Below are 25,610 nucleotides of genomic sequence, written 5' to 3'. Positions count from 1 at the left end.
ATTCAACCAATACGCGAGTTATAGACCAGCTTGCTGATGTCCTTGCGCACCTTCACGCCATCGGCCTCGGCGGGGTATTGCATCATCAGGTTGCCCAGCGGGTCGATCACCCAGATCGGATCCTGCAGGCCGGGCTGGCCGGCGGCGGTGTCGCGCGCCAGCAGGAACCGCGCGAGCTGGTCCGGGTCCACGCGCACCATGACAGTCCCCTTGTAGGCCTCCAGCACCTTCTCCGGCACGGCCGCGTCGTCCGTGATGAACCACACCCGCGCCAGGCGGTCCACGTTCTTGCCCTGGCTGGCGTGGCTGTTGCGGGTGATGAAGAGCTTGCGGGCGCAGCTTTCGGGGCAGGCCGCGCCGTCGGCGGCCACCAGCAACCACTTGCCTTTCAGGCTTTGCAGGTCGAACGGCTTGCCGTCCAGCGTGGTCAGGCGCAGCTCGGCGGCCTGGGGCATCGGCCGCTGCGGATTCACCAGCGTGCCGTAGTTGCTGGAGTCGGCGGGCCACCACTGCGGATTCATGTAGACCACGAACGCCGCAACGATGGGCGCCAGCGAACACAGGAACACCAGCAGCATGGGCATCAGGGAGCGCTTGCCTGAGGGCTTGTTGGATGAGATGTCGCGAGCCACGGTTTGTCCTGGAGTAGCGTTGTTCATCGGCGGGCGCGGATCCTGGCCTGGGCCGCGTGGTCCGTGCGCTGGCGCATGCGCCGGATGGCGCCCCCCAGCACCACCAGCCATGCAATTGCGGCAATCGCGCCGAACGCGAACCACTGCACCGCGTACGACGTGTTCTGTTGGAAATCCACGGAAGGCTGCGGCCAGTCGCGCACCAGGCCGTCGTCGGCCGCGTCTGCACGCTGGCTCAGCACCGTGGGCAGCAGGACCAGGCCGGTCGCCTTGGCATAGGCGTCCAACGGCAGGTTCTGCACTTGCGGCACGGCACCGCCCGCCACCGGCAGCGCCGCGGGCAGGGTGGACGCTTCCGAGCCCCCCAGCGACCACAGCTCGAACATGCGCGGCACGCGCACGGACAGCTCGCCTTCCACGGTCTGCACGCCCTCGGGTGTGGACGGCAGGCGCGGTTCGCCCTGGCCCTGGATCACCCGCGGCAACCAGCCGCGCAGCACCAGCACCGCTTGCCGGCCGGACGCGTCCAACAGCAGCGGCGTGGCCAGCCAGTAGCCCGGCTTGCCGTCATGATTGCGATTGTCGAGCAGTACACTGAATTCAGGCAGCCACGTGCCGCTGGCCTGCGCGGCGCGCCAGGCGGTCATTTCAGCGGGCGGGGTGGCCGGCGTCAGCGCCAGCGGCGCTTGCTTGCGGCCCGCTTCGATCGCGTCCAGAATGGCGCGTCGCTCGTCGCTGCGGCGCAACTGCCATTGCCCCAGCGACACCAGGACCGCCACGGCGATCCCAAGCAGGAGTAATGCGGCTACCGTGTAGCGGGTGGAATGCGGTCGGGCCATCTGTCGTTGCTAAATTGGATTTGTCGGGAGACCACTATGCGCGTTTTCGTCGTTCTGGCCTTCGTCGGGATACTGGCCAGTCTGGCATCCGCCCTGGTCTACCTGATGCGGGACAAAGGTACCACCAACCGCACCGTCAACGCGCTGACCGTACGCATCGGGCTGTCGGTCGCCCTGTTCCTGTTTGTGCTGTTCGCCCATCACATGGGCTGGATCGAGAGCACGGGCTTTAGATAGGCGGCGCGGCGCCCGGTTCCCCGGGATTTCACCCGCGCGGCGGCGCCGCGCCCGTTCCAATAGTTTGAAAGCGCGGCGGATGCCGGCTTGCCGCCCGGCGCTCCCCGCGCTTTCCGTGCCGCAATGGCACCCTGGTATCCGCCGACCCGCGTCAGAACCAGTATACGAAAAGGTACAGGCCCAGCCACACCACGTCCACGAAGTGCCAGTACCAGGCGGCGCCTTCGAAGCCGAAATGGTGGTCCGCCGTGAAGTGGCCGCGAATCAGGCGGATCAGGATCACGGTCAGCATGGTGGCGCCCAGGATCACGTGGAACCCGTGAAAGCCGGTCAGCATGTAGAACAGCGAGCCATACGCGCCCGAATTGAACTTGAGGTTCAGATCGCGGTAGGCATGGACATACTCAAAGGCCTGACAGGCCACGAAGATGAAGCCCAGGATGACGGTGGCCGCCAGCCAGAACATCGTCTTGTTGCGATGGTTTTCGCGCAGCGCATGGTGGGCGATGGTCAGCGTGACGCCGGAACTGAGCAGCAGCGCGGTGTTGATCGTGGGCAGCCAGAAGGGGCCCACGGTCTGGAAGGTCTCGACCACGCCGGCCGGGCCGAAGTTGGGCCACGTCGCCTGGAAGTCGGGCCACAGCATCAGCCGGTGGTCGATGTCGCCCAGCCACGGCGTCGTGATGGTGCGGGTGTACCACAGCGCGCCGAAGAACGCGGCGAAGAACATGACCTCGGAGAAGATGAACCAGCTCATGCTCCAACGGTAGGAATCGTCGATGCGCTTGCTGTTCAGGCCCGTTTCCGATTCATGGATGGCGTCGCCGAACCAGAAATACAGCACGACGATCACGCCGATGAATCCCGCCAGCACAGCCCATTTGCCCCAGCTGACGCCATTGACCCAGGCGGCGGCGCCCAGGCCCATGAACAACAGCGCCACGGCCGTGCGCACGGGATGGCCCGAGTCGGCGGGGACAAAGTAGTACGGTGCCTCTTTACCTTGAACCGAGTGACTTGCACTCATGGCTTTCTCCCTGGTACAGATTTTAGATTTACGTGATTCAAGTCAGGCTGGAAACGGCCCAACGCACAATTAGCACAAGCACTGTCACGAAAATTGCCGCCGCCAGCAGCCCGGCCACGATGACGTGGACGGGGTTCAGCCTGGCGATGTCCTCACGGTAGCCGGCGCCCTTGCGCACGCCGAAGAATCCCCACGCGACCGCCTTCAAGGTCTGAAGGAAACTCAGCTTGCGCTGAGCGGTTTCGCGCAGATCGTCGCTCATGGCCCTAGCCCATCGCCTTGCCGGTCAGCAGCGCCGAGCCGCGGATCACGGTCCAGGCAAATACGGCCAACACGAAAACCAGAAGGACAATTCCCGCGATCTTGTTGCGGCGGCGCTGCTCGGGTGTCATTGCTGTGCTACCTGGAACATGAAAATCGGATTCACTTCACTTCGGGCGGCGTTTCGAAAGTATGGAACGGGGCGGGCGACGGCACCGTCCATTCCAGGCCTTCGGCGCCTTCCCACGGCTTGGCTGCGGCGTGCTCGCCCTTGCCCCTGTAGCAGCGCAGGATCGCCCACAGGAAAATCAGCTGCGACAGGCCGAACCAGAAGGCACCGATGGTGGCGATCTGGTGGAAAGTCGTGAACTGCGCGGCGTAGTCGGCGTAGCGGCGCGGCATGCCCGCCAGGCCCAGGAAGTGCATGGGGAAGAAGGTCACGTTGAAGGAGATCAGCGTGGACCAGAAGTGCAGCTTGCCCAGCTTTTCGCTGTACATGCGGCCCGTCCACTTGGGCACCCAGTAGTACGCGCCCGCGAACAGTGCGAACAGCGACCCGGCCACCAGCACGTAGTGGAAGTGCGCCACCACGTAATAGGTGTCGTGGACCTGGATGTCGATGGGGGCCACCGACAGGATCAGGCCGGTGAAGCCGCCCATCGTGAACACGAAGATGAAGCCGATGGAAAACAGCATCGGGGTTTCGAAGGTCATGGACCCGCGCCACATCGTGGCGACCCAGTTGAACACCTTCACCCCGGTCGGGATGGAGATGAGCATCGTCGCGTACATGAAGTAGAGCTGCCCCGTCACCGGCATGCCCGTCGTGAACATGTGGTGGGCCCACACGATGAACGACAGGACGGCGATGGAGGCGGTCGCGTAGACCATCGAGGCGTAGCCGAACAGCTTCTTGCGGGCGAACGCGGGCACGATCGCCGACACGATGCCGAACGCCGGCAGGATCATGATGTAGACCTCGGGGTGCCCGAAGAACCAGAACACGTGCTGGTACAGGACCGGGTCGCCGCCGGCTGCGGCATTGAAGAAGCCCGTGCCGAAGTGGCGGTCGGTCAGCACCATGGTGATGGCGGCGGCCAGCACCGGCATCACGGCCAGCAGCAGGAACGCGGTGATCAGCCAGGTCCAGCAGAACAGCGGCATCTTCATCAGCGTCAGGCCGGGCGCACGCATGTTCAGGATGGTGACGATGATGTTGATGGCGCCCATGATGGACGAGGCGCCCATGATGTGGACGGCGAAGATGGCCAGGTCCATGCCGGGACCCATCTGCAGCGACAGCGGCGCATACAGGGTCCAGCCGGCGGCGGTTGCGCCGCCCGGCACGAAGAACGACGCCGTCAGCATGATCGCGGCCACCGGCAGCAGCCAGAAGCTGAAGTTGTTCATGCGGGCGAACGCCATGTCCGACGCGCCGATCTGCATCGGGATCATCCAGTTCGCGAAACCCACGAAGGCCGGCATGATGGCGCCGAACACCATGATCAGGCCGTGCATCGTGGTGAACTGGTTGAACAGTTCGGGGCGGAAGAACTGCAGGCCCGGCTCGAAGAGTTCGGTGCGCAGCAGCAAGGCCAGCGTGCCGCCTTCAAGAAGCATGACGAACGAGAAGATGAGATACATCGTCCCGATGTCTTTGTGGTTCGTTGCAAAAAGCCACCGGCGCCAGCCCGTGGGGGCACCGTGGTGGTGGTCATCGTGACCGTGGCCGTGGCCCGGCGACACGTGGTCTACAGTGACGCTGCTCATGATGGACTCCTTCCTGCTGAGTGCCAGCCCCGTTCCACGGGGCGGGCAGGGTATCTCTAACTAAACGGAACCGGTTCTACGGTGAAGGAACTGGGCGCGCGCGCAATCAGCGCGCGGCCGCGACGTCCTTCGGTGGAACCGTCGGGTCCTGCCCCTTGCCGGCATTGCTCCAGGCATGGCGCGTATAGCTGATGACCGCTGCGATCTCGACATCGTTGAGCTGCCCGCCGAAAGCCGCCATGGCGGTGCCGGGCTTGCCCTTCAGCACGGTGTTGATCTGCTCCCCCTTGGGGCCCAGAACAACCTTGTCTCCGTCGAGCGGCGGGAAGGAACCGGGAATGCCCTTGCCGTTGGCCTGGTGACAGGCTACGCAATTCGCCGCGAAAACCTTTTCGCCGCGGGCAACCAGTTCGGCTTCCGTCCACTCTTTATTGGGATCGTCGGCGTTTGCCGCCATCTTCTTCTTTTGGTCTTCAACCCACTTATCGTAGTCGGCTTGCGCCAGGACTTCCACGACGATGGGCATGAAAGCGTGGTCCTTGCCGCAGAGTTCCGCGCACTGGCCGCGATAGATGCCAGGCTTTTCCGCGTTGAACCAGGTGTCGCGCAGGAAGCCCGGGATGGCGTCCTGCTTCACGCCGAAGTCCGGAATCATCCAGGAGTGGATGACGTCAGACGCCGTGAGGACGACGCGGACCTTCTTGTTGGCGGGGACCACCATGTGGTTGTCCACTTCCATCAGATAGAACTGGCCCTTGGGCTCGCGGTTCTCGATCTGGGCGCGGGGGGTCGACAGCGTGGAGAGGAACTTGATGCCGGCCGCCGATCCGTCAAGGTACTCGTAGCCCCACTTCCATTGGTAGCCGGTGACCTTGATGGTCAGGTCCGCGCTGGACGTGTCCTTCATGGCGACGACCGTCTTGGTGGCCGGCAACGCCATGGCGATGACGATGATGAAGGGGATGACGGTCCAGGCGACTTCGACGCCGAGATGTTCGTGGAAGGTCGCCGCCTTGTGGCCGCGGGACTTCCGGTGCGCCCAGATGGAGTAGAACATCACTCCGAAGACGCCGATGAAAATCACGATACAGATGGTGAGCAGCAGCCAATGCAGCCACATGATGTCGCGTGAAATCGCGGTGACGCCTTCATGCAGGTTGAGCTGATTGACCTTCGGACCGCCGGGCATGTTTTGCACCTGAGCGCCGGCCACGCTGCCAATCAGCATCGCACAAGCCCCCAGTATCCCTCTCCACTTCTTCATGCTTACCTCGAAATACGGCGCGAAGGCCCATTTGCTGGTGGCGGAAGTCACCGTGAATCGGGCAACACGCAATTATTAGATGGCAGGGCGTTGCAGGGAGATAGAGCGGCCCTGTCGTTCCCTCTCGAAATCACAAAGAAACTGGCGGATTATAGCGGACGCGCAAACAGATGTAAGTTAGTGCCCTTGAATTCATCGGACCCGCCCCCATCTGGCCGCGCCTCTTGACCGCGCGCCCTGAATCGGGTGGCATAAAATCGTCGGCAACCTCATCACCATGCCGCCACAATGCAAAAGCAGTTGTCCGATCTGTACGCCGCCCTGTGCGCCCGCGCGCAAGAGCCCGCTCCCGAAGGCGCACGCGCTCTATATATAGCGGGCAGCCGCTGCGGCTGGGCCACGCACGCCGCCTGCGATGCGCTGCGCGGCGCGCCGGGCATCGCCGCGGACGACGCGACGCTGCGCATCGGCGACGGCATGGCGCCCGGCAAGGCGCTGGATATGGTCCTGGAACAGACGGCCGAACTGTTGCGCCAAGCCAACTGCCTGCGCGGTTGGCGCGACGAATTGCTGGACGTGATGGACGGCGACCGCGCGCTGGGCGTCATCGAACGCGCGGCCGTGCGGCCGCTTGGTCTCCTGACCAAGGCCGTGCATCTGAATGCCTGGACGCCGGACGGCCGGCTATGGGTGGCGCGGCGTTCGCTCAGCAAATCCACCGATCCCGGTATGTGGGACACCCTGGTGGGCGGACTTGCGGGTAGCGGCGAAGACCTGGAACTGGCGCTGGTGCGCGAATGCGGCGAAGAAGCCGGCCTGGACGAACCCGACCTGGCGCGCCGTTCGCCCCTGCGCACGATCCTGCGCATCCATCGCCGCCTGCCCGAGGGCTATCAGGTGGAAGACGTGCTGACCAGCACCTGCCTGCTGGCCCCGGACGCCCGACCCGCAAACCGCGACGGCGAAGTGATGGAGATCGCGACCATCGACGTCGGCACGGCGGTGCACCGGATCATCGAAGGCGAATTCACGCTGGAAGCCGCGCTGGTCCTCGTCGAGGACATCATGCGCCGGCAAGCTGCCGGCGAAATCTGAACTCAGCGGGGCGAGGCTTCCGGCGTCCCGAGCACCGCGCCTCCCGGCGCGTCGTCGTCCCCGCTCGCCGGGTCTGATCGCAGCTCGCGGGCCGCAAGCGTGTCCACGCCGCCGGAACCGCCATTGGCGCCCGCCGCCTCGGCGGCCTCGGCCGCCTGCGCCGGACTGGGCGCCGAGGGCTGCGCGGGCGCCGGGGCCGGCGCTGCGTTGGACGCCTGCGAAAACTGCTTCCAGACCTCGATTGCCCGCAAGCGCTGCTTGGCCACGACCTGGATGCGATCGCGCAGGTTCTCGTCGCGCGCAAGCAGGGCATGGAAGTCGCGCGACGACAGCATCAGCAGCTTGCTGTAGCCCAGCGACGTCACGTCCGGCGTAAGCTGCTGCTCGCCCAGCAAGCCGAGCTCTCCGAAGAATTCGCCACTGCCCAGTTCGATCATCGTGTTGTCGGGCAGATGCACCGCAACCGCGCCCGATGCCACGAAGCACATTTCCTCTCCGTGGCGGCCCTGGGTCAGGACCCGCTGGTCGGGCAGCGCCAGGCGCGGCTTGAGCAGCTTGCTGATGGCGCGCAGGGAATCGGGCGACAGGCCTTCGAACAGCGGCACGCGCTTGATCAGTTCGGCGGCGCTCATTTCGATGTCCAGCGGCGGATGCCGGTCGATATGCGACCAGCGGCTCTTCAACTGTTCCATCAGGTCCGCGTAGACTTCGCCGCTGATCAGGAACTGCTCAAGCATGTCGCGGTAGCGGATGCGCTCGAGTTCGCGGGCCACCCGGCCCAGATAGCTTTCCTGCAGCCACTGCGCGTACGACGGATATTGCAGGTTCAGGGCCTGCATGGCGTTATCGATCAGGTCGAGGCGGCGCTGGTGCAGGGACACGATGCGCTGCGTGGCTTCTTCGCCCAGCAGCGGCGTGATCTGTTCGCGGGCAAAGGCGATCAGTCGCTGCGCGACCGACCGCTTGCTCATCAGGTTGGCGAACCGCTGGCCGAGCTCGCGCGCCAGCCAGCCCTGGAATCCAAACACATAGTGCAGGCGCAGGGCCAGCCGGAAGCCGGTCGAATAGCGCACGTCGGCCACGATGGCGCGCTCGAAGCCCGGCACGCCCCCGAGGCGGATGGCGTCTTCCAGCCGCTCCGCCCGCGCAAGCAGCGCCTCGGCCATGCGCCAGTCCACGATCTGCGCCTTCAGGATGTCGAAGAACATTTCCTCTTCGCGCTGCGCCACGATGGCCAGGCCGACCGCCACGCGCTGCTCGTCGCTCATCTGCCCCACCTGGCCGTCATGCACGCTGGCCAGGCTGGCATCGAACACGGCGCGGATGCGGTCGCGGACCTCGTTGCCGATGTGCTCGGTCTTGGCCAGGTCATCCGTCTTGCCCTGCAGGTCTTCCAGCGCCACGGCCAGCACCTGGTTGCGGATGGTGCGCTCGACGGGAGACAGCTGATTCAGCCCCAGCACGCGGATCAGCGGCCGCAGGCTGATGCCGTTGACGAACAAGGTCATCAGGACGAAGCCCGTGGTGGCGACGGCGATGAACTGGCGCGCCTCTTCGGGCACCCCGGTCTGTTCGGTGACCGCCAGGGCCAGCGCCAGCGACACGGCCCCGCGCAATCCGCCCCACAGCATCACGAGCTTGTACGGGTTGCTGACCTTGGTGCCCAGCCGCGTCAGGCCCAAGAGGGGCAGCAGACCGAACACCACGATCGCGCGCGCGACCAGCGTCACCACGAATACCACGGCCACCAGCACCAGTTCCTGCCAGTCGGCGGCGGCCATCAGCTTGGGAATCAGCATGGCCGCGAACAGGAAGATCAGCGAGTTCGCCCAGAAGCCGAACTGCCCCCATGCGCTGGCCAGGTATTCGAAGGTGGTGGGCGACATGCGCGTGCGGCCGGTGGAACCCACCACCAGGCCCGCGATCACGGTGGCGACCACGCCCGACACGTTCAGGTAGTGCTCGGAAATGAAGAAGGAAAGATAGGCCAGCGTCAGGGTCAGCGTGATCTCGGCCGTGGGAAAGCCGCGCAGCCAGGCGAACAGGAAGCAGGCCAGCCGCCCCATTGCGAAGCCCGCGATGCCGCCGCCGATGAAGTGGACGATGAAGTCGTTGAAGATCCCGCTGACCGTCAGTTCCCCGTGACCGCTCAGCACGGCCAGCAGCACGGAGTACAGCGCGATGGACGCCGCGTCGTTGAAAAGGCTTTCGCCCTCGACCAGGGTCGTCAGCCGCTTGGGCGCGCCAACCTCCCGGAAAATGCCGACCACGGCCACCGGATCGGTCGTCGCCACGATGGCGCCCAGCAGCAGGCACACCACCAGGCCGTAGGGCGACACCGCGTCCAGCGTCACGCCGACCACCAACGTGCAGACGACCACGGCCACGATGGCCATCATGAGGATGGGGCCGATGTCGTCCATCAGCCGCCGCACGTTCATGGACAACGCGGTCTCGAACAGCAGGACCGGCAGGAACACCATCAGGAAGGTTTCCGAGGAAATCTCGAAGCGTTCCAGGGAATCGAGGAAGTCGCCGATCCAGGCAGGCGCCCAGCCATGCACGTGGATGATGATGCCCAGCAGACAGCCGACGATGGCCAGCAGCACCGAGTAGGGCAGCTTGAGGCGGCCGGCCAGGGGCGGCATGAAGCAGACCAATGTGAGCAGGCCTGCAAGGCCGAATACGAGAAAACCAACATCCATGGATAGTGCCGCGTCCCGAGCGTATAGCGAGTGGAAAGTTCCACAAGAATAGCGGCTTTTTTCCGCCGGCCGCGGCCAACGGGGGAAAGGATTCGGGGAGAATGCACGTTTCGTTACCCCAACAGACGCTTGCGATACGCGCCGCGCCATGTTTTTTGGGTAATGTGGCAACACGCTAACTTTGCAGGAGCGGCACGTGGCACGCATCCATTCTTTGTCCCGGCGTCACGATGCGCCTGCCATGCTCGTCCAATTGACCGACAGCCATTTGTTCGGCGAGCCCGACACATCGATGCTGGGCGTCAATACGGACGCGAGCCTGCGCGCGGTGCTGCGCCAGATCGAAGCCGACGGCAAGCATCCCGACCTGCTGCTGGCCACGGGCGACCTGTCCCAGGACGGCGAAGCGGCCGGCTACCGGCGCTTCGCGGACATCCTGTCAGCGTCGGGCGCGCTGGAGCGCGCGACCATCCGCTGCCTGCCCGGCAACCACGACCAGCCGGCGGTGCTGCGCCAGGAGCTGCCCGAATGGTCGACGCCCGTGAGCGACGTGGGCGCATGGCGCATCGTCACGTTGGACACGACGGTGCCCGGCTCGAACGCCGGCCATCTTCCCAACAGCCAGCTCGACATGCTGGAAGCGGCACTGGCGCAAGCGCCGGGGCGCCATACGCTGGTGGCGATGCACCACAACCCGATGCAGATCGACAGCCACTGGCATGACTCGATGATGATCGACAACCCGCAGGCGTTGTTCAAGCTGCTGACGCGCTGGCCGCAAGTGCGCGTGCTGCTGTGGGGGCATGTGCATCATGAATTCGACCGGCGCCGCCACAACCTGCGCATGCTGGCCACGCCGTCGACGTGCTTTCAGTTCAGCATCCGCGACGGCAAGCATGTGGTGGACAACATGGCGCCCGGCTATCGCTGGATCAAGCTCTATCAGGACGGCTCCATGGCCACCGGCGTGCGCCGCGTGCAGGACGCGCTGTGGCACACCGCGCTGGCGCCGGACAGCGCGCAAGCCGCGTAATCCGCTGCGCGCAGCGTGGGCGCACGCGCCGATCGGGCATAAAAAACGGGGCACCGATATGCATGGTGCCCCGCAAGCATCCGTCTCATAGGGGAGGGGAAAGAGGAGAAGCCGAGACGGATGACAAGACTACAAACCGAAGTTCGCGGCCTACATGAAGTTAGGCGGTGCGATCCCCATTAAGTTTCTGGGAAACCGGAAAATTCTTCGGCGATTTTGTATCAATTTATTGGCGGCTGCTGCTCCAGCAGCCAAAAGAAAAAGGCCGCTGAATCAGCGGCCTTTCACATGCGGATTGCACAGGCGGATCACGACGCCAGGTTGCCGCGCATTTTCTTGAGGGCGGCGGCTTCGATCTGGCGGATGCGCTCGGCCGACACGCCGAACTCCTGGGCCAGTTCGTGCAAGGTGGCGCCGCCGTCGTCCTGCAGCCAGCGGGCTTCGACGATGCGGCGCGAACGGGGGTCGAGCGCATCGAGCGCGCCGGTCAGGCCGGCACTTTGCAGGTGGTCGCGCGCGGCGCGTTCCAGCACGCGCGTCGGTTCCTGGCGGCCTTCGTCCGACAGGTAGGCGATGGGCGCGTAGCCGTCATCATCGTCGTCCTGGTTTTCCAGCGACATGTCGCGGCCGGACATGCGGACTTCCATCTCGCTCACGTCTTCGTGGCGCACGTTCAATTCGCGGGCGATATGGTCGACCTGTTCCGGATCCAGCGTCTGGCCGTCGGGACGCATGCTGCGCAGATTGAAGAACAGCTTGCGCTGGGCCTTGGTGGTGGCCACCTTGACCAGACGCCAGTTGCGGATGATGTATTCGTGGATTTCGGCCTTGATCCAGTGGACCGCGAACGACACCAGGCGCACGCCGCGCTCCGGATCGAAGCGCTTCACGGCCTTCATCAGGCCGACGTTGCCTTCCTGGATGAGGTCTGCGTGGGGCAGGCCGTAGCCCAGGTACTGGCGAGCCACCGACACCACCAGGCGCAGGTGGGAAAGAATCAGCTCGCGGGCGGCGCCCAAATCTTCCTGGTCGCGCAGGCGGCGGCCAAGTTCCGTTTCACGTTCCGCGGACAGGACCGGCAGGCGGTTGACCGAGGAAATATAAGCGTCGATCGTGCCGAGAGCGCCCGGATTGGCAATGGCCAACGCCAGAGCGTTGCCGGAAGCGGTCAACGAGGTACTGGGTTGCTTCATAGCGGGGGTCTCCGGATGGCGAAGAGAAAACATGGATTCGATGTTAGCACTCTAGTTATTGGAGTGCTAATTCGACTGTTGCGACGCGTCAAAGTTTCGTTCCAACTGGCGCGTCCCTTATTATTTTCAGCCTTTTTTGGTCGAGACCTGTCGGCCGGCCCCGGGCGGCTTACCAACCCAGGCGCTTCAACCCTTCGGCGGTGGCTTCCCCGTCCGGGCGGATGAACAGCGCGCCGCGCGGATCCATATAGACCTGGTATCTGGCGCCGTCGAACATCGGCATATAGGCCCCGCTGCCGAATTGGACATCCACGAAGGGGAACCAGTTCGGGAAACTCTTCTTCAGCGAGGCCAGGTCCGGCGCGGGCCAGTCATCCAGCGCATGCACGGACCGGGTGGCCGAAGCCTCCCGCGTGGCGTCGCTGTAGCGGCCGGACAGGCGCTCCAGCCGGTACAGCGGGGGCACGCCCGCCATCAGCGCCGGCAGTCTCCAGCGGACGACGCGCGCGTCGATCTGCCATTGGTCGCCGTACAGCACGTACTGCTTGGAGGTGATGCCCGGCGCGGTGGCATTCACCTGGAACTGGCCTTCGGCCTGCTGGCGGATGTCGATGCGGGCGACGGGTTCATCGGTGGTCAGGCGGACGAATTGCACCAGCGACAGCGCCAGCAGCCCCGAGACGCATCCCAGACACACCATCAGCAAACCGCACAGGCGGCGCACCGGGCGGAACTGGAACAGGCGGCGGCCCCGTTCGTCACGCGGACCGCCACGGCCCAGCAGCATGACGATACCCGGCAGCAGGACGATGGCGGCGCCCAGCAGGATCCAGGCGAAGGGAGCAATTCCGTTGATCAAATCAGGCGTTCCTTTTCAAACCGCCGCGGCTTGCAGCGCGGGGCGCGCAGGACGCCGCCAGCCCGCCCCGGCAGGCACCCCAGTATAGAAGCGGCCCCTCAGGCCGCCGGTTTTCCAAGCCGCTCGACGTGAAACCGGATGTGATCCTCGATGAAGGTCGAGATGAAGTAGTACCCGTGGTCATAACCCGGCTGCCGTCGCAGCTCGAGCGGCTGGTCCGCGGCGGCGCAGGCCGCCTCGAATACCTCGGGATACAACTGCTCGGCCAGGAACTGGTCGGCGTCGCCCTGGTCGATGAGGATGCCAGCGGGGAAGGGCTGCTTCAGGCCGCGCATCAACGCCGATGCGTCCCACGCCGCCCAGTCCGCGGCGTCGTCGCCCAGATAGGCGCCGAACGCCTTCTTGCCCCAGGGGCACTGGCTGGGCGCCGCGATGGGCGCGAAAGCGGAAACCGAGCGGAACTTGCCCGGATTGCGCAGTGCCAGCACCAGGGCGCCATGGCCACCCATGGAGTGGCCGAAGATGCCGGTGCGCGACGCGTCGCCCGGCAGGTCGCCGCCGGTGACGATGCCGTGCAGTTCCTGCGTGACGTAGCTGTACATGCGGTAGTGGTCGCGCCAGACGGGCGTGGCGGCGTCCAGGTAGAAGCCGGCCCCCGTGCCGAGGTCCCAGCTTTCTTCTTCGCCGGGGACGCCGGCGCCGCGCGGGCTCGTGTCGGGCGCCACCAGCATGACCCCGAGTTCCGCGGCCACGCGCTGCGCGCCCGCCTTGATCATGAACGTCTCTTCCGTGCAGGTCAGGCCTGCCAGATAGAACAGGACGGGGACCGGCCCATGTTCCGCCTGGGGGGGCACGTAGACGGAAAACCGCATCGGCAGGCCGATTTCCGCGGACTCGTGGCGGTAGTAGCGCTGCGAGCCGCCGAAGCAGCGATGCTGGGAAATGAGTTCCAGGGCGGCCATGGGCTTTCTCCGGTGAAATGGGTGGAAAAAACGTCCACGAGTTAGGGTATATCCATGGTGCGACGTTCCGTCGCCGAATGTTAACCTGCCCCTCATTGGGCGCTCGCGACAAAAAAAATGCCATTCCGCGCCCATATTGTGATCACGGGACTTGACCAGCGCCCACCGTGGCACTATTTATATACCGTGAGCGAAGACAAACCGTTCTTCCTGATACGCAAGCCCTGACACTATGGCCCGTCTGCCCCGTCTGTATGCCCCTGGGCTGCCCCAACTGGTGCAGGCCAACTTTATTCAGCCACTGGCGGCGGCATCGCAACCCGCGCCCGCCGACATACTGAACCAGCTCGCCACCTGGCTGGGCGAATCCGCCCAACGCCATCGCGTGTCGGTTCATGGGTGGCTGCTTGCCAACGACCGCATCCTGCTGCTGGCCACGCCGGCAGACGAGGAAGGCCTGCCCCGGCTGATGCAGACGCTGGGCCGCAACCTGGCGGCGCGCCTGCGCGGCGGCCGGGTGTTCGCGGGCCGGTACCGATCCGCCTTGCTCGAGCCCGGCGCATGGGTGTTGCCGGCGCTGGTCTGGCTGGAAACGTATCCGGTGCGCAGCGGCGCATCGCAAGACCCCGATTCCTGGCCCTGGTCTTCCGCGGCCAGCCATACCGGCAACACGACTGCGGCCCCCGCCCAATGGCAATCCGATCACGCCGATTACTGGGCGTGCGGCAATACGCCTTTCGACAGGCAGGCCAATTACCGCAAGCGCCTGCAGGACGGGCTTTCGCGCGAGGAAACCCAACGCATCGACCAGGCCGTATCCGGCCAATGGGCGCTGGGCGGCGCAAACTTCATCGCCAGCCTGGCGCACACGGCCAGCCGGCGCGTGGCGCCCGGGCAGCGCGGCCGTCCGCGCAAGAAACCCGCCGCGCCCGCGCCGGCCGATAGCGAACCGGCGCCGTCCACGCCGCCCTCTTCGACGCCGACGACCTCCTGATTCTTCGAACCCGCCGCCATGGCGGGTTCTGCTTTTTGAAATTCCCAACGCGGCGGCCGCCGTCCATCCCCGCCGTGCCTTGTTGCCGTCCCGGCTCGTGCAACCGCGAATCCCGCTTTGTGGCTTGCGCATGGCCCATGCCGGGACCGGCGGCCGGCTGCGTGTGCGCTTTTGCCACAAACCGGATTGATCCAGCACATCAAAATGCCAACTTTAATCGGGGACGTATTAAGGCGATTTTGACCATTCTGAGTGCACGTGCGGCCGCCGACGAAACCCCTCTACGCGGCACGCCAATAACCATGCGGCTCTTGTTGTGTCCCCGTATTTATGCGCAATGATGGAGCATATAAATAATTAGGGTCATACCCTATATGTTCTTATTGCACCCTACTTCTGACGGGGGTATTGTCCGTCTCCTGCACTGCAACATTACGACGCAGGCCCACTGCGGAGCGCGCCATGCCCCAAACCACCCCGATCGAATCCTGTCCCACCCCCAAGGCGACCCCCATCGATGCCAGCCGCATCGGCCTGCCTTCGGCCCAGGGCCTGTACCATCCCAAGAACGAACATGACGCCTGCGGCGTCGGTTTCGTTGCCCATATCAAGGGCAAGAAAAGCCACGCGATCATCCAGCAGGGCCTGAAGATCCTGGAAAACCTGGACCACCGCGGCGCGGTCGGCGCGGACAAGCTGATGGGCGACGGCGCGGGCATCCTGATCCAGATCCCGGACACGCTCTACCGCGACGAACTCAGCCAGCAAGGCATCATCCTGCCCCCGCCCGGCGAATACGGCGTGGCCATGGTGTTCCTGCCCAAGGAAACGGCGTCGCGCCTGGCCTGTGAGCAGGAACTCGAGCGCTCCGTGCGCGCCGAAGGCCAGGTCGTGCTGGGATGGCGCAACGTGCCCGTGGACGTCGACATGCCCATGTCGCCCACCGTGCGCGACTGCGAACCCGTGATCCGCCAGCTGTTCATCGGCCGCGGCGCCGACGTGATGGTGCCCGACGCGCTGGAACGCAAGCTGTACGTGATCCGCAAGACCGCCAGCCACGCCATCCAGAACATGCACCTGGCGCACGGCAAGGAATACTTCGTGCCCTCGGCTTCGGTGCGCACCGTGGTCTACAAGGGCCTGCTGCTGGCCGACCAGGTCGGCCGCTACTACCGCGACCTGGCCGACACCCGCACGGTGTCCGCGCTGGCGCTGGTGCACCAGCGTTTCTCGACCAACACGTTCCCCGCCTGGCCGCTGGCCCACCCCTACCGCATGATCGCCCACAACGGCGAAATCAACACGGTCAAGGGCAACTTCAACTGGCTGCGCGCCCGCGAAGGCATGATGCAGTCGGCCGTGCTGGGCGACGACCTGAAAAAGCTGTACCCCATCGTCTATGAAGGCCAGTCGGACACCGCCACGTTCGACAACTGCCTGGAACTGCTGGTGAATTCGGGCTATTCGCTGGCCCACGCCATGATGATGATGATCCCGGAAGCCTGGGAGCAGCACACGCAGATGGACGAAAGCCGCCGCGCTTTCTACGAGTACCACGCCGCCATGATGGAGCCGTGGGACGGCCCCGCCGCCGTCGCCTTCACCGATGGCCGCCAGATCGGCGCCACGCTGGACCGCAACGGCCTGCGCCCGGCCCGCTATCTGGTCACCGACGACGACATGGTCATCCTGGCCTCGGAAGCCGGCACCCTGTCGATCCCCGAAAACCGCATCGTCAAGAAATGGCGCCTGCAGCCGGGCAAGATGTTCCTGATCGACCTGGAACAAGGCCGCATCATCGACGACGCGGAGATCAAGCTGCAGCTGGCCAACAGCCGCCCGTATCGCCAGTGGATCGAGCGCCTGCAGATCAAGCTGGAATCGCTGCCCGCGCCGCGCCAGGTGGCCGTGGCCACGCAATCGGCCGTATCGCTGCTGGACCGCCAGCAGGCCTTCGGCTGGACCCAGGAAGACTACAAGTTCATCCTGGAGCCCATGGCATCCAGCGGTGAGGAAGTCATCGGCTCGATGGGCAACGACGCCCCGCTGGCCGTGCTGTCCGATCGCGCCAAGCCGTTCTACAACTACTTCCGCCAGCTGTTCGCGCAAGTCACGAACCCGCCCATCGACCCCATCCGCGAACAGCTGGTGATGTCGCTGGTGTCGTTCATCGGCCCCAAGCCGAACCTGCTGGACATCAACAACGTCAACCCGCCGCTGCGCCTGGAAGTGTCCCAGCCGGTGCTGGACTTCGCCGCCATGGCGCAGATCCGCGACATCGAACAGGTCACGGGCAAGAAATTCCGCAGCTTCGAGCTGGACATCACCTACCCCGCCGCCTGGGGCCCCGAAGGCATCGAAGCCCGCGTGGCCGCGCTGTGCGCCCGCGCCGTCGATGCGGTGCGCAGCGGCTACAACATCCTGATCGTGTCGGACCGCCTGGTCGACAGCGAGCGCGTGGCCATCCCCGCGCTGCTGGCCACCTCGGCCGTGCACCAGCACCTGATCCGCGCCGGCCTGCGCACCAACACCGGTCTGGTCGTGGAAACCGGCTCGGCCCGCGAAGTCCACCACTTCGCGCTGCTGGGCGGCTACGGCGCCGAAGCCATTCACCCCTACCTGGCGCTGGAATCGCTGGGCAAGATGAATGACCCCGAAAAGGCGGTCAAGAACTACATCAAGGCGATCGGCAAGGGCCTGAACAAGGTCATGTCCAAGATGGGCATTTCCACGTACATGTCCTACACCGGCGCGCAGATCTTCGAAGCCGTGGGCCTGCAAAGCGCCCTGGTGAACAAGTACTTCACCGGCACCTCGTCCAACATCGAAGGCATCGGCATCTTCCAGGTCGCCGAAGAAGCGCTGCGCCAGCATCGCGCCGCGTTCAGCGCCGACCCGGTGCTGGCCAACGACCTGGACGCCGGCGGCGAATACGCCTACCGCGTCCGCGGCGAAGAGCATATGTGGACGCCGGATTCCATCGCCAAGCTGCAGCATGCTTCGCGCGCCAACAACTACCGCACGTACAAGGAATACGCGCAGATCATCAACGACCAGAGCCGTCGCCACATGACCCTGCGCGGCCTGTTCGAGTTCCGCTTCGATCCGTCGCGCGCCATTCCGCTGGACGACGTCGAGCCCGCCAAGGACATCGTCAAGCGCTTCGCCACCGGCGCCATGTCGCTGGGTTCGATCTCGACCGAAGCGCACTCGGTGCTGGCCGTCGCCATGAACCGCATCGGCGGCAAGTCCAACACCGGCGAAGGCGGCGAGGACGAACTGCGCTACCGCGCCGAAATGCGCGAAGGCAAGAGCACCATCAAGGACGGCGACACGCTGGCCTCGCTGCTGGGCACGGACCGCATCGAAGCCGACGTCGAATTGAAGAAGGGCGACTCGCTGCGCTCGAAGATCAAGCAGGTGGCGTCGGGCCGTTTCGGCGTGACCGCCGAGTACCTGTCGTCCGCCGACCAGATCCAGATCAAGATGGCGCAGGGCGCCAAGCCCGGCGAAGGCGGCCAGTTGCCCGGCCACAAGGTGTCGGAATACATCGCCAAGCTGCGTTACTCGGTGCCGGGCGTGGGCCTGATTTCGCCCCCGCCGCACCACGACATCTACTCGATCGAAGACCTGGCCCAGCTGATCCACGACCTGAAGAACGTGAATTCCAAGGCGTCGGTGTCGGTCAAGCTGGTGTCCGAAGTGGGCGTGGGCACGGTGGCCGCGGGCGTGGCCAAGGCCAAGGCCGACCACGTCGTGATCGCCGGCCATGACGGCGGCACGGGCGCATCGCCGGTGTCGTCCATCAAGCACGTGGGCACGCCCTGGGAACTGGGCCTGGCCGAAACGCAGCAGACGCTGGTGCTGAACCGCCTGCGCAGCCGCATCCGCGTGCAGGCCGACGGCCAGATGAAGACCGGCCGCGACGTCGTCATCGGCGCGCTGCTGGGCGCGGACGAATTCGGCTTCGCGACGGCCCCGCTGGTCGTCGAAGGCTGCATCATGATGCGCAAGTGCCACCTGAACACCTGCCCGGTGGGCGTGGCCACGCAAGACCCCGTCCTGCGCAAGAAATTCCAGGGCAAGCCCGAGCACGTCGTGAACTTCTTCTTCTTCATCGCCGAAGAAGTGCGCGAAATCATGGCCCAGCTGGGCATCCGCAAGTTCGACGACCTGATCGGCCGCGCCGATCTGCTGGACATGCGTTCGGGCGTCGAGCACTGGAAGGCGCAGGGCCTGGACTTCGCCCGCGTGTTCCATCAGACGCAGTCGGACGCCGACGTGCGCCAGACCGAAGAGCAGGACCACGGCCTGGCCGGCGCGCTGGACCACCAACTGATCGACCGCAGCAAGCCCGCGCTGGAGCGTGGCGAGAAAGTGTCGTTCATCGTGCCGGTGCGCAACCGCAACCGCACGATCGGCGCCATGCTGTCGGGTGCGGTAGCCTCGCGCTACGGCCACGAAGGCCTGCCCGACGACACCATCCACATCCAGTGCAACGGCACCGCGGGCCAGAGCTTCGGCGCCTTCCTGGCGCACGGCATCACGATGGACCTGGTCGGCGAAGGCAACGATTACGTGGGCAAGGGCCTGTCCGGCGGCCGCATCATCGTGCGCTCGCCCAACGACTTCCGCGGCTTCGGCCCCGACCACATCATCGCCGGCAACACCGTGCTGTACGGCGCGCTGGCGGGTGAAGCCTTCTTCAACGGCGTGGCCGGCGAACGCTTCGCGGTGCGCAACTCCGGCGCCGCCACGGTGGTGGAAGGCACGGGCGACCACGGCTGCGAATACATGACGGGCGGCACCGTCGTGGTGCTGGGCGCAACCGGCCGCAACTTCGCGGCAGGCATGTCCGGCGGCGTGGCGTATGTCTGGGATCCGGACCGCACGCTCAAGCACCGCGTCAACCTGTCCATGGTGGAACTGGAAACCGTTGTGCCCCATGCCGAGCAGCAGTCGCAGAACAACATCGACATCTGGCACAGCGCGCAACGCGGCGGCGAACGCGAAACGGACGAATCCATCCTGCGCCGCCTGGTGGAAGACCATTTCCGCTACACCGGCAGCTACCGCGCCCGCGAAATCCTGGGCGACTGGGAAGCCTCGCGCGGCAAATTCGTGAAGATCATGCCGACGGACTACCGCCGCGCATTGGGTGAAATGTGGCGTGCAGCCAACCCGCAACAACTGGCTGCGTGAGGGATACCATGGGAAAGATTACCGGCTTTATGGAATTTCAGCGTCTGCAAGAGGCCTCCGAGGCCCCGCAGAAGCGTCTGAAGAACTGGCGCGAATTCGTGCTGCACCTGACCGACGACCAGGCCAAGCAGCAGGCGGCGCGCTGTATGGACTGCGGCATCCCGTTCTGCAACAACGGCTGCCCGGTCAACAACATCATCCCCGACTGGAATGACCTGGTGTACAAGCAGGACTGGCGCCGCGCGCTGGACGTGCTGCACTCCACCAACAACTTCCCGGAGTTCACGGGCCGCATCTGCCCGGCGCCCTGCGAAGCCGCCTGTACCTTGAATATCAACAGCGACGCCGTGGGCATCAAGTCCATCGAGCACGCGATCATCGACAAGGGTTGGGCTGAAGGCTGGGTAGCGCCCCAGGTGCCGGCGCGCAAGACGGGCAAGAAGGTCGCGGTCGTGGGTTCCGGCCCCGCCGGCATGGCGTGCGCGCAGCAGCTGGCGCGCGCGGGCCACTCCGTGACCCTGTTCGAAAAGAGCGACCGCATCGGCGGCCTGCTGCGCTACGGCATCCCCGACTTCAAGCTCGAAAAGCACCAGATCGACCGCCGCATCTCGCAGATGGAAGCCGAGGGCGTGGAATTCGCGCCGTCGACCTACGTCGGCAACCCGAAAGATCCGGTGGCCGACGGCCTGACCGTGCGCACGCCGCAATCGCTGCTGGCCGAATTCGACGCCGTCGTGATGAGCGGCGGCTCCGAGACCCCGCGCGACCTGCCGGTTCCGGGCCGCGAGCTGGAAGGCGTGTACTTCGCCATGGACTTCCTGCGCCAGCAGAACAAGGCCGTGGCGGGTGACCGCCTGATCGACCAGACGCTGGCCAAGGGCAAGCATGTGGTGGTCATCGGCGGCGGCGATACGGGTTCCGACTGCGTCGGCACCAGCAACCGCCATGGCGCGGCCTCGGTCACCCAGTTCGAACTGATGCCCCAGCCGCCCGAATCCGAAAACAAGACCATGACCTGGCCGTACTGGCCGCTGAAGATGCGCACGTCGTCGTCGCACGAAGAAGGCTGCGAGCGCGACTGGTCGGTCACCACCAAGCTCCTCAAGGGCGCCAACGGCAAGGTCGAAAAGCTGATCGGCGCACGCGTCGAATGGTTCAAGGACGACGCCACCGGCCAGATGAAGATGCGCGAGGTCGAAGGCTCGGAATTCGAGATCAAGGCGGACCTGGTGCTGCTGGCCATGGGCTTCGTGTCGCCGGTGCAGACGGTGCTGGACGCCTTCGGCGTTGACCGCGACGCCCGCGGCAACGTGCGCGCCAATACCGACGACTACCGCACCAGCGTGGAAAAGGTCTTTACCGCCGGCGACATGCGCCGCGGCCAGTCCCTGGTGGTCTGGGCCATCCGCGAAGGCCGCCAGTGCGCGCGTTCGGTCGATGCCTACCTCATGGGAAGCAGCGAACTGCCCCGCTGACAGTACTACCCTCTCTCATCATCGCCGCCGAGCGCTTGTGCGCCGGCGGCGTTTTTTATTGCGGGCGCGCACCGAGACCTGTTGCGGCATAACCACTTTTAAAAAGCGGTCTTTTAACCGTTTGACACATATCAATCGAGGGACGTTGCAGGTCTGAGAACCTGTCCGCTCATCCCAACGGAAAGATCGGAGAAGAAAATGTTTTCGCTGAATGGGCGTATCCGCGCCACCGCCATCGCCGGCCTGATTGCAGCCGGCGCGTTTGCCGCTCCCGCCCACGCCCACGAAGCGGGCGACGTGCTGTTCCGCGTCGGCGTGACGCAGGTCCGTCCGTCGCAGAACAACGGCTCCGTGCTCGATGGTTCCGTCAAGCTGGACGTGAGCAACAACGTGCGCCCCAGCTTCACGCTGGCCTACATGGCCACGCGCAACATCGGCATCGAACTGCTGGGCGCCTGGCCCTTCCAGCACGACGTCAGCGGCAGCGGCGGCCTGGGCAAGATCGGCTCCACCAAGCAATTGCCCCCCACGCTGAGCCTGCAATGGCACATCCTGCCCGACAGCATGATCCAGCCGTACATCGGCGTCGGCATTAACTACACGCACTTCTTCGACACCAAGGCCGAAGGCGCGCTCAAGGGTTCCGACCTGAAGCTGGGCGACTCCTGGGGCGTTGCGGCGCAACTGGGCGCGGACATCAAGATCAATGACCGCTGGTTCATGAACGCCGACATCCGCTACATCGACATCAAGTCCAAGGTGAAGCTGGACGGCGAACGCGTCGGCACGGCGCGGATCGACCCGTGGGTGGCCACGGTGGGCGTCGGTTACCGCTTCTGATCGCGCCCCCATGCGGATGCGGCCTCGCGGCACGCATCCGTCAGCCTTGCGGCGCCGCCAGCTTGCTCCGCAGGGCCTGCAACGCCGGCGTGTCGTCGTCGGCGCGCCAGACCAGCTGGGTCAGGGCCCGTCCATGCGGCCCGGACAATGCGCCCACGCGCACCGAATTCTCCGCCCCCAGCACGGCCAGCACCGAGCGCGGCACGATCGCCACGCCCGAACCGGCGGCCACGCACGCCACGATGGCGTGGTACGACGCAAACTCCATCACCTTGCCGGGCGCGATGCCTTCCTGGTTGAGCCACGACTCCAGGATGCGCCGATATGAGCACCCTGCCGCAAAGGCGATGACGGTGCGGTCCCCCAGTTCCTTTGCGCTGCCGACCGGATCCCAGGCCAAGGGCGAGATCAGCGCCAGTTCTTCCCTGAATGCATCCAGGGCCGCCAGGCCCTCGGACGGAAAGGGCTGCGCCACGAAGGCGGCCTCGATCTCGTAATTGCGCACCTTGGCGGCCAGGGCGCCCGACGTGCCCGTGACCAGCTCGATCCGCACCTGGGGCCATGCCGCGTGATAGGACGCCAGAATGGGCGGCAGGCGCGCCGCCGCGGTGCTTTCCATGGTGCCGATGCGCAGCACCCCTTGCAGGGCGCCTTCGCGCACCGCAGACTGGGCTTCGTCGGACAGGCGCAACAGCCGGTCGGCATAGGACAGCAGCACGCGTCCCTGGTCGGACAGCACCAGGCGGCGGTTCTGGCGCCGAAAGAGCGGAGTTCCCAGCGAGGATTCCAGCTGCTTCAGGCGCGTCGACACGTTGGATTGCACCCGGTTCAGGTGCGCGGCCGCGCGCGCCACGCCGCCCTGATCCGCCACGGTCTTGAAGATCTGCAGCGCGTCGAGATCCAAGTTTCTCATTTTGGGAACTCACGTTCTTAATAATTCACTATTCAAGATATTAGTACAGCCGTAGAGTGGGTCCATGTCAACGCCTGCTTACCCTTCCCCTTCCGCTTCAGCCAGCGCGGCAAGCCTGGCCTGGCCCGCCGCACTCGCGCTGGCGGCGGCCATGGGCATCGGCCGCTTCGCGTTCACGCCCGTCTGGCCGCTGATGGCGCAGGAATCCGGACTGTCCCTGGCCCAGGGCGGCTGGATGGCCTCCGCGAACTACGCCGGCTATCTGCTGGGCGCGCTGGCGGCGATCGCCTGGCCCGTGCGCAGGCTGCGCGCGACGCTGGCGGCCAGCCTTGCCGCCGTGGCGGCGCTGACCCTGGCCATGCCGCTGCTGGACGGCGTGGCCGGCTGGTCCGTGCTGCGTCTGGCCGCGGGCGATGCCAGCGCCAGCGCCTTCATCTGCGTGGCGGCAGGGCGGTCGGTGCCCGCCGGCGACCCGCGTGAAGCCTCTGCTTCCGCAATAACCTATGCAGGCGTGGGCGCGGGCATTGCGCTGACGGGCCTGGCCTGCCTGGCGCTGATGGCCTGGGGCGCCAGCGCCAACCAGACATGGATAACGCTGGGCGGCCTGGCGCTGGCGCTGTCGGCGGCGGCCTGGCCCGGCCTCAGCCGGCAGCCGTCCCCGCCCCGCAGGGCCGCGGCCGCAACGCAGCAGGCAGGACTGCCGCGCGGGATGACCGCGCTGTCGCTGCACTACGGCATCTTCGGCGTCGGCTACATCATCCCCGCCACCTTCCTGCCCGCGATGGCCAAGGAGGTCTTTCCCGACCCCGCGATCTTCGGCTGGGCCTGGCCGCTGTTCGGACTGGCGGCGGCGCTGTCCTGCCTGCTGGTTCCCCGCCTGGCCCGCGGCCGCGACGACAGGCAGGTCTGGCGCTGCGCCCAGCTTCTGATGGCCGCCGGCATGCTGGCGGTGGCGCTATGGCATCACATCGCCGCCGTGGTGCTGGCGGCGCTGCTGGTGGGCGGCACCTTCATGGTGATCACGCAGGCGGGCATGCTGACCGCCAGGCGGCTGGCCGGCCCGGCGGCGCCCCGCGCCGCGGCCATCATGACCGCCGCGTTCGCCGCCGGCCAGATCCTGGGCCCGCTGTTGGCGTCGTGGGCCGCGCACTGGGGTGCGGGCCTGCCGCAGGTCCTGGCGGCCGGCGCGGCGCTGCTGGCGGCGTCGGCCTGGGCCTTGGGAAAAGTCACGACAGACGGCGCAGGCGCTGGGCATAATGCGATCGGCCCCCATGGCCGTTCACATAGAAATTAGAAAGCAGGAAGAGGAGTTCCCAGCATGAAAGCATTTCGCCCCCTGATTGCCGTCGTGGCCGCCGCAGCCGCCTTCGGCGGCGCCGCCCAGGCCCAGACCGCCGAGTGGCCCGCCAAGCCCGTCACCATGATCGTGCCTTATGCGCCGGGCGGCTTTGCCGACACGCGCGTGCGCCTGCTGGCGCGCAAACTGGGCGAATCGCTGGGACAGCCTGTCGTCGTCGAGAACAAGGCGGGCGCGGGCGGCGTGGTCGGCACCAACCTGATCGCCAAGGCGGCGCCGGATGGCTACACGATCGGCACGGGCAACCTGGCCCCGATGGCGGTCAACCCGTCGCTCATGAAGGAAATGCCCTACAACCCGCAAAAGGACCTGGCTCCGGTCATCCTGATCGAAAACAGCCCGCTGGTCCTGAGCGTGAACAACGAACTGCCGGTCAAGACGCTGGCGGACCTGATCGCGCTGGCCAAGAAGCAGCCCGGCAAGCTGACCTTCGGGTCGTCGGGCGTCGGAGGCGCGCACCACCTGTCCGGCGAAATGTTCCGCGAACAGGCCAAGATCGACATCATCCACGTGCCCTACAAGGGCGGCAGCCTGGCCGCGACCGACCTGATGGGCGGCCATATCTCGATGATGTTCGAAATGGGCTATTCCGCCTTGCCGGCCATACAGGGCGCCAAGATCCACCCCATCGCCGTCACGTCCGCCAAGCGCCTGGCCGTGCTGCCCGACGTGCCCACCATGGCCGAATCCGGCCTGCCGGGCTTCGAGTCCTACAACTGGCAGGGCATCGTGGCGCCGGCCGGCACGCCCGCGCCGATCATCGCCAGGCTCAACGCCGAGTTCAACCGCATCCTGAAGGAACCGGATGTGCAGAAGGCCATTGCCGACACCGGCAGCCAGGCCGGCGGTGGCACGCCCGAAGAATTCGCGGCCTTCATCAAGAGCGAAAGCGAAAAGTGGGCCCACGTCATCAAGGCTGGAAACATCCAGCTTCAATAACCCCTCAGGAGTT

21 protein-coding genes are annotated in these 25,610 nt (G+C 65.7%); 9 read left to right on the top strand and 12 right to left on the bottom strand.

The genetic code is table 11. The features are described from left to right. Nucleotides 1-2: 2 nt before the first annotated feature. Both ABE485_RS11575 and ABE485_RS11570 read right to left on the bottom strand, forming a co-directional pair. Entirely contained in the window at nucleotides 3-584 is a 582-nt protein-coding gene (locus ABE485_RS11575) for an SCO family protein (RefSeq protein WP_430795416.1), read from the bottom strand. A 71-nt stretch (nucleotides 585-655) separates the two neighbouring features. Further along, nucleotides 656-1,471 carry an SURF1 family protein gene (locus ABE485_RS11570; RefSeq protein ID WP_346515438.1) on the bottom strand — a complete coding sequence of 272 codons (816 nt, stop codon included), beginning with the start codon at nucleotides 1,469-1,471 and terminating at the stop codon, nucleotides 656-658. Between the two features lie 36 nt (nucleotides 1,472-1,507). Here ABE485_RS11570 and ABE485_RS11565 point away from each other — a divergent pair, with 36 nt between their 5' ends. Then, nucleotides 1,508-1,708: a twin transmembrane helix small protein gene (locus tag ABE485_RS11565; RefSeq protein WP_008166451.1), complete on the top strand. Its 201-nt coding sequence runs from the start codon at nucleotides 1,508-1,510 to the stop codon at nucleotides 1,706-1,708. A gap of 151 nt (nucleotides 1,709-1,859) precedes the next feature. Here the strand turns inward: ABE485_RS11565 and ABE485_RS11560 are convergent, their stop codons facing one another. The 5 genes from ABE485_RS11560 to coxB form a co-directional block, all read right to left on the bottom strand. Further along, nucleotides 1,860-2,735, bottom strand: coding sequence for a cytochrome c oxidase subunit 3 (locus tag ABE485_RS11560; RefSeq protein ID WP_346515437.1), 876 nt, complete (start codon nucleotides 2,733-2,735; stop codon nucleotides 1,860-1,862). 37 nt (nucleotides 2,736-2,772) lie between these two features. Beyond that, the gene (locus ABE485_RS11555; protein ID WP_346515436.1) at nucleotides 2,773-2,997 is read right to left on the bottom strand and encodes a DUF2970 domain-containing protein; all 225 of its coding nucleotides are present in this window, start codon (nucleotides 2,995-2,997) and stop codon (nucleotides 2,773-2,775) included. Between the two features lie 4 nt (nucleotides 2,998-3,001). Further along, on the bottom strand, nucleotides 3,002-3,127 hold the full coding sequence (locus ABE485_RS11550) for a cytochrome oxidase small assembly protein (protein ID WP_346515435.1): 126 nt from the start codon (nucleotides 3,125-3,127) through the stop codon (nucleotides 3,002-3,004). Between the two features lie 31 nt (nucleotides 3,128-3,158). Then, nucleotides 3,159-4,766, bottom strand: a complete 1,608-nt coding sequence (ctaD, locus tag ABE485_RS11545; protein ID WP_346515434.1) for a cytochrome c oxidase subunit I — start codon at nucleotides 4,764-4,766, stop codon at nucleotides 3,159-3,161. 106 nt (nucleotides 4,767-4,872) lie between these two features. Beyond that, entirely contained in the window at nucleotides 4,873-6,030 is a 1,158-nt protein-coding gene (coxB, locus tag ABE485_RS11540; protein ID WP_346515433.1) for a cytochrome c oxidase subunit II, read from the bottom strand. A 288-nt stretch (nucleotides 6,031-6,318) separates the two neighbouring features. Here coxB and ABE485_RS11535 point away from each other — a divergent pair, with 288 nt between their 5' ends. Continuing rightward, nucleotides 6,319-7,125, top strand: coding sequence for an NUDIX hydrolase (locus ABE485_RS11535; protein ID WP_346515432.1), 807 nt, complete (start codon nucleotides 6,319-6,321; stop codon nucleotides 7,123-7,125). Nucleotides 7,126-7,127: 2 nt separating this feature from the next. Here ABE485_RS11535 and ABE485_RS11530 read toward each other — a convergent pair whose 3' ends face one another. Beyond that, complete coding sequence (locus ABE485_RS11530) at nucleotides 7,128-9,830, bottom strand: cation:proton antiporter (RefSeq protein ID WP_346515431.1); 2,703 nt, start codon at nucleotides 9,828-9,830, stop codon at nucleotides 7,128-7,130. Between the two features lie 196 nt (nucleotides 9,831-10,026). Between ABE485_RS11530 and cpdA the strand changes: the two genes are divergently transcribed. Beyond that, nucleotides 10,027-10,863 (top strand): 3',5'-cyclic-AMP phosphodiesterase, encoded by an 837-nt coding sequence (cpdA, locus tag ABE485_RS11525; RefSeq protein WP_346515430.1) that lies wholly within the window; start codon nucleotides 10,027-10,029, stop codon nucleotides 10,861-10,863. Between the two features lie 308 nt (nucleotides 10,864-11,171). On the opposite strand, the gene rpoH is transcribed toward cpdA, so the two are convergent. The 3 genes from rpoH to fghA all read right to left on the bottom strand — a co-directional run bounded on the left by rpoH (nucleotide 11,172) and on the right by fghA (nucleotide 13,877). Beyond that, nucleotides 11,172-12,056: an RNA polymerase sigma factor RpoH gene (rpoH, locus tag ABE485_RS11520; protein WP_346515429.1), complete on the bottom strand. Its 885-nt coding sequence runs from the start codon at nucleotides 12,054-12,056 to the stop codon at nucleotides 11,172-11,174. Nucleotides 12,057-12,225: 169 nt separating this feature from the next. Further along, complete coding sequence (locus tag ABE485_RS11515) at nucleotides 12,226-12,915, bottom strand: hypothetical protein (RefSeq protein WP_346515428.1); 690 nt, start codon at nucleotides 12,913-12,915, stop codon at nucleotides 12,226-12,228. 98 nt (nucleotides 12,916-13,013) lie between these two features. Next, nucleotides 13,014-13,877 carry an S-formylglutathione hydrolase gene (gene fghA, locus ABE485_RS11510; protein ID WP_346515427.1) on the bottom strand — a complete coding sequence of 288 codons (864 nt, stop codon included), beginning with the start codon at nucleotides 13,875-13,877 and terminating at the stop codon, nucleotides 13,014-13,016. A 232-nt stretch (nucleotides 13,878-14,109) separates the two neighbouring features. Here fghA and ABE485_RS11505 point away from each other — a divergent pair, with 232 nt between their 5' ends. The 4 genes from ABE485_RS11505 to ABE485_RS11490 all read left to right on the top strand — a co-directional run bounded on the left by ABE485_RS11505 (nucleotide 14,110) and on the right by ABE485_RS11490 (nucleotide 22,388). Further along, the gene (locus ABE485_RS11505) at nucleotides 14,110-14,871 is read left to right on the top strand and encodes a hypothetical protein (protein ID WP_346515426.1); all 762 of its coding nucleotides are present in this window, start codon (nucleotides 14,110-14,112) and stop codon (nucleotides 14,869-14,871) included. A gap of 462 nt (nucleotides 14,872-15,333) precedes the next feature. Beyond that, on the top strand, nucleotides 15,334-20,073 hold the full coding sequence (locus ABE485_RS11500; protein ID WP_346515425.1) for a glutamate synthase-related protein: 4,740 nt from the start codon (nucleotides 15,334-15,336) through the stop codon (nucleotides 20,071-20,073). Nucleotides 20,074-20,081: 8 nt separating this feature from the next. Further along, complete coding sequence (locus ABE485_RS11495; RefSeq protein ID WP_346515424.1) at nucleotides 20,082-21,548, top strand: glutamate synthase subunit beta; 1,467 nt, start codon at nucleotides 20,082-20,084, stop codon at nucleotides 21,546-21,548. 198 nt (nucleotides 21,549-21,746) lie between these two features. Continuing rightward, nucleotides 21,747-22,388 (top strand): OmpW/AlkL family protein, encoded by a 642-nt coding sequence (locus ABE485_RS11490; protein ID WP_346515423.1) that lies wholly within the window; start codon nucleotides 21,747-21,749, stop codon nucleotides 22,386-22,388. 40 nt (nucleotides 22,389-22,428) lie between these two features. Here the strand turns inward: ABE485_RS11490 and ABE485_RS11485 are convergent, their stop codons facing one another. After that, entirely contained in the window at nucleotides 22,429-23,301 is an 873-nt protein-coding gene (locus tag ABE485_RS11485) for a LysR family transcriptional regulator (protein WP_346515422.1), read from the bottom strand. Nucleotides 23,302-23,365: 64 nt separating this feature from the next. Between ABE485_RS11485 and ABE485_RS11480 the strand changes: the two genes are divergently transcribed. Further along, a complete protein-coding gene (locus ABE485_RS11480; protein ID WP_346515421.1) occupies nucleotides 23,366-24,595 on the top strand; it encodes a YbfB/YjiJ family MFS transporter in 1,230 nt (409 codons plus the stop codon). A 24-nt stretch (nucleotides 24,596-24,619) separates the two neighbouring features. Beyond that, entirely contained in the window at nucleotides 24,620-25,597 is a 978-nt protein-coding gene (locus tag ABE485_RS11475; RefSeq protein WP_346515420.1) for a tripartite tricarboxylate transporter substrate binding protein, read from the top strand. Nucleotides 25,598-25,610 lie beyond the last annotated feature (13 nt).

This window comes from Achromobacter spanius, assembly GCF_039673305.1.
GTDB lineage: Bacteria > Pseudomonadota > Gammaproteobacteria > Burkholderiales > Burkholderiaceae_B > Achromobacter > Achromobacter spanius_F.
This window is presented reverse-complemented; position numbering and strand designations above follow the sequence as displayed.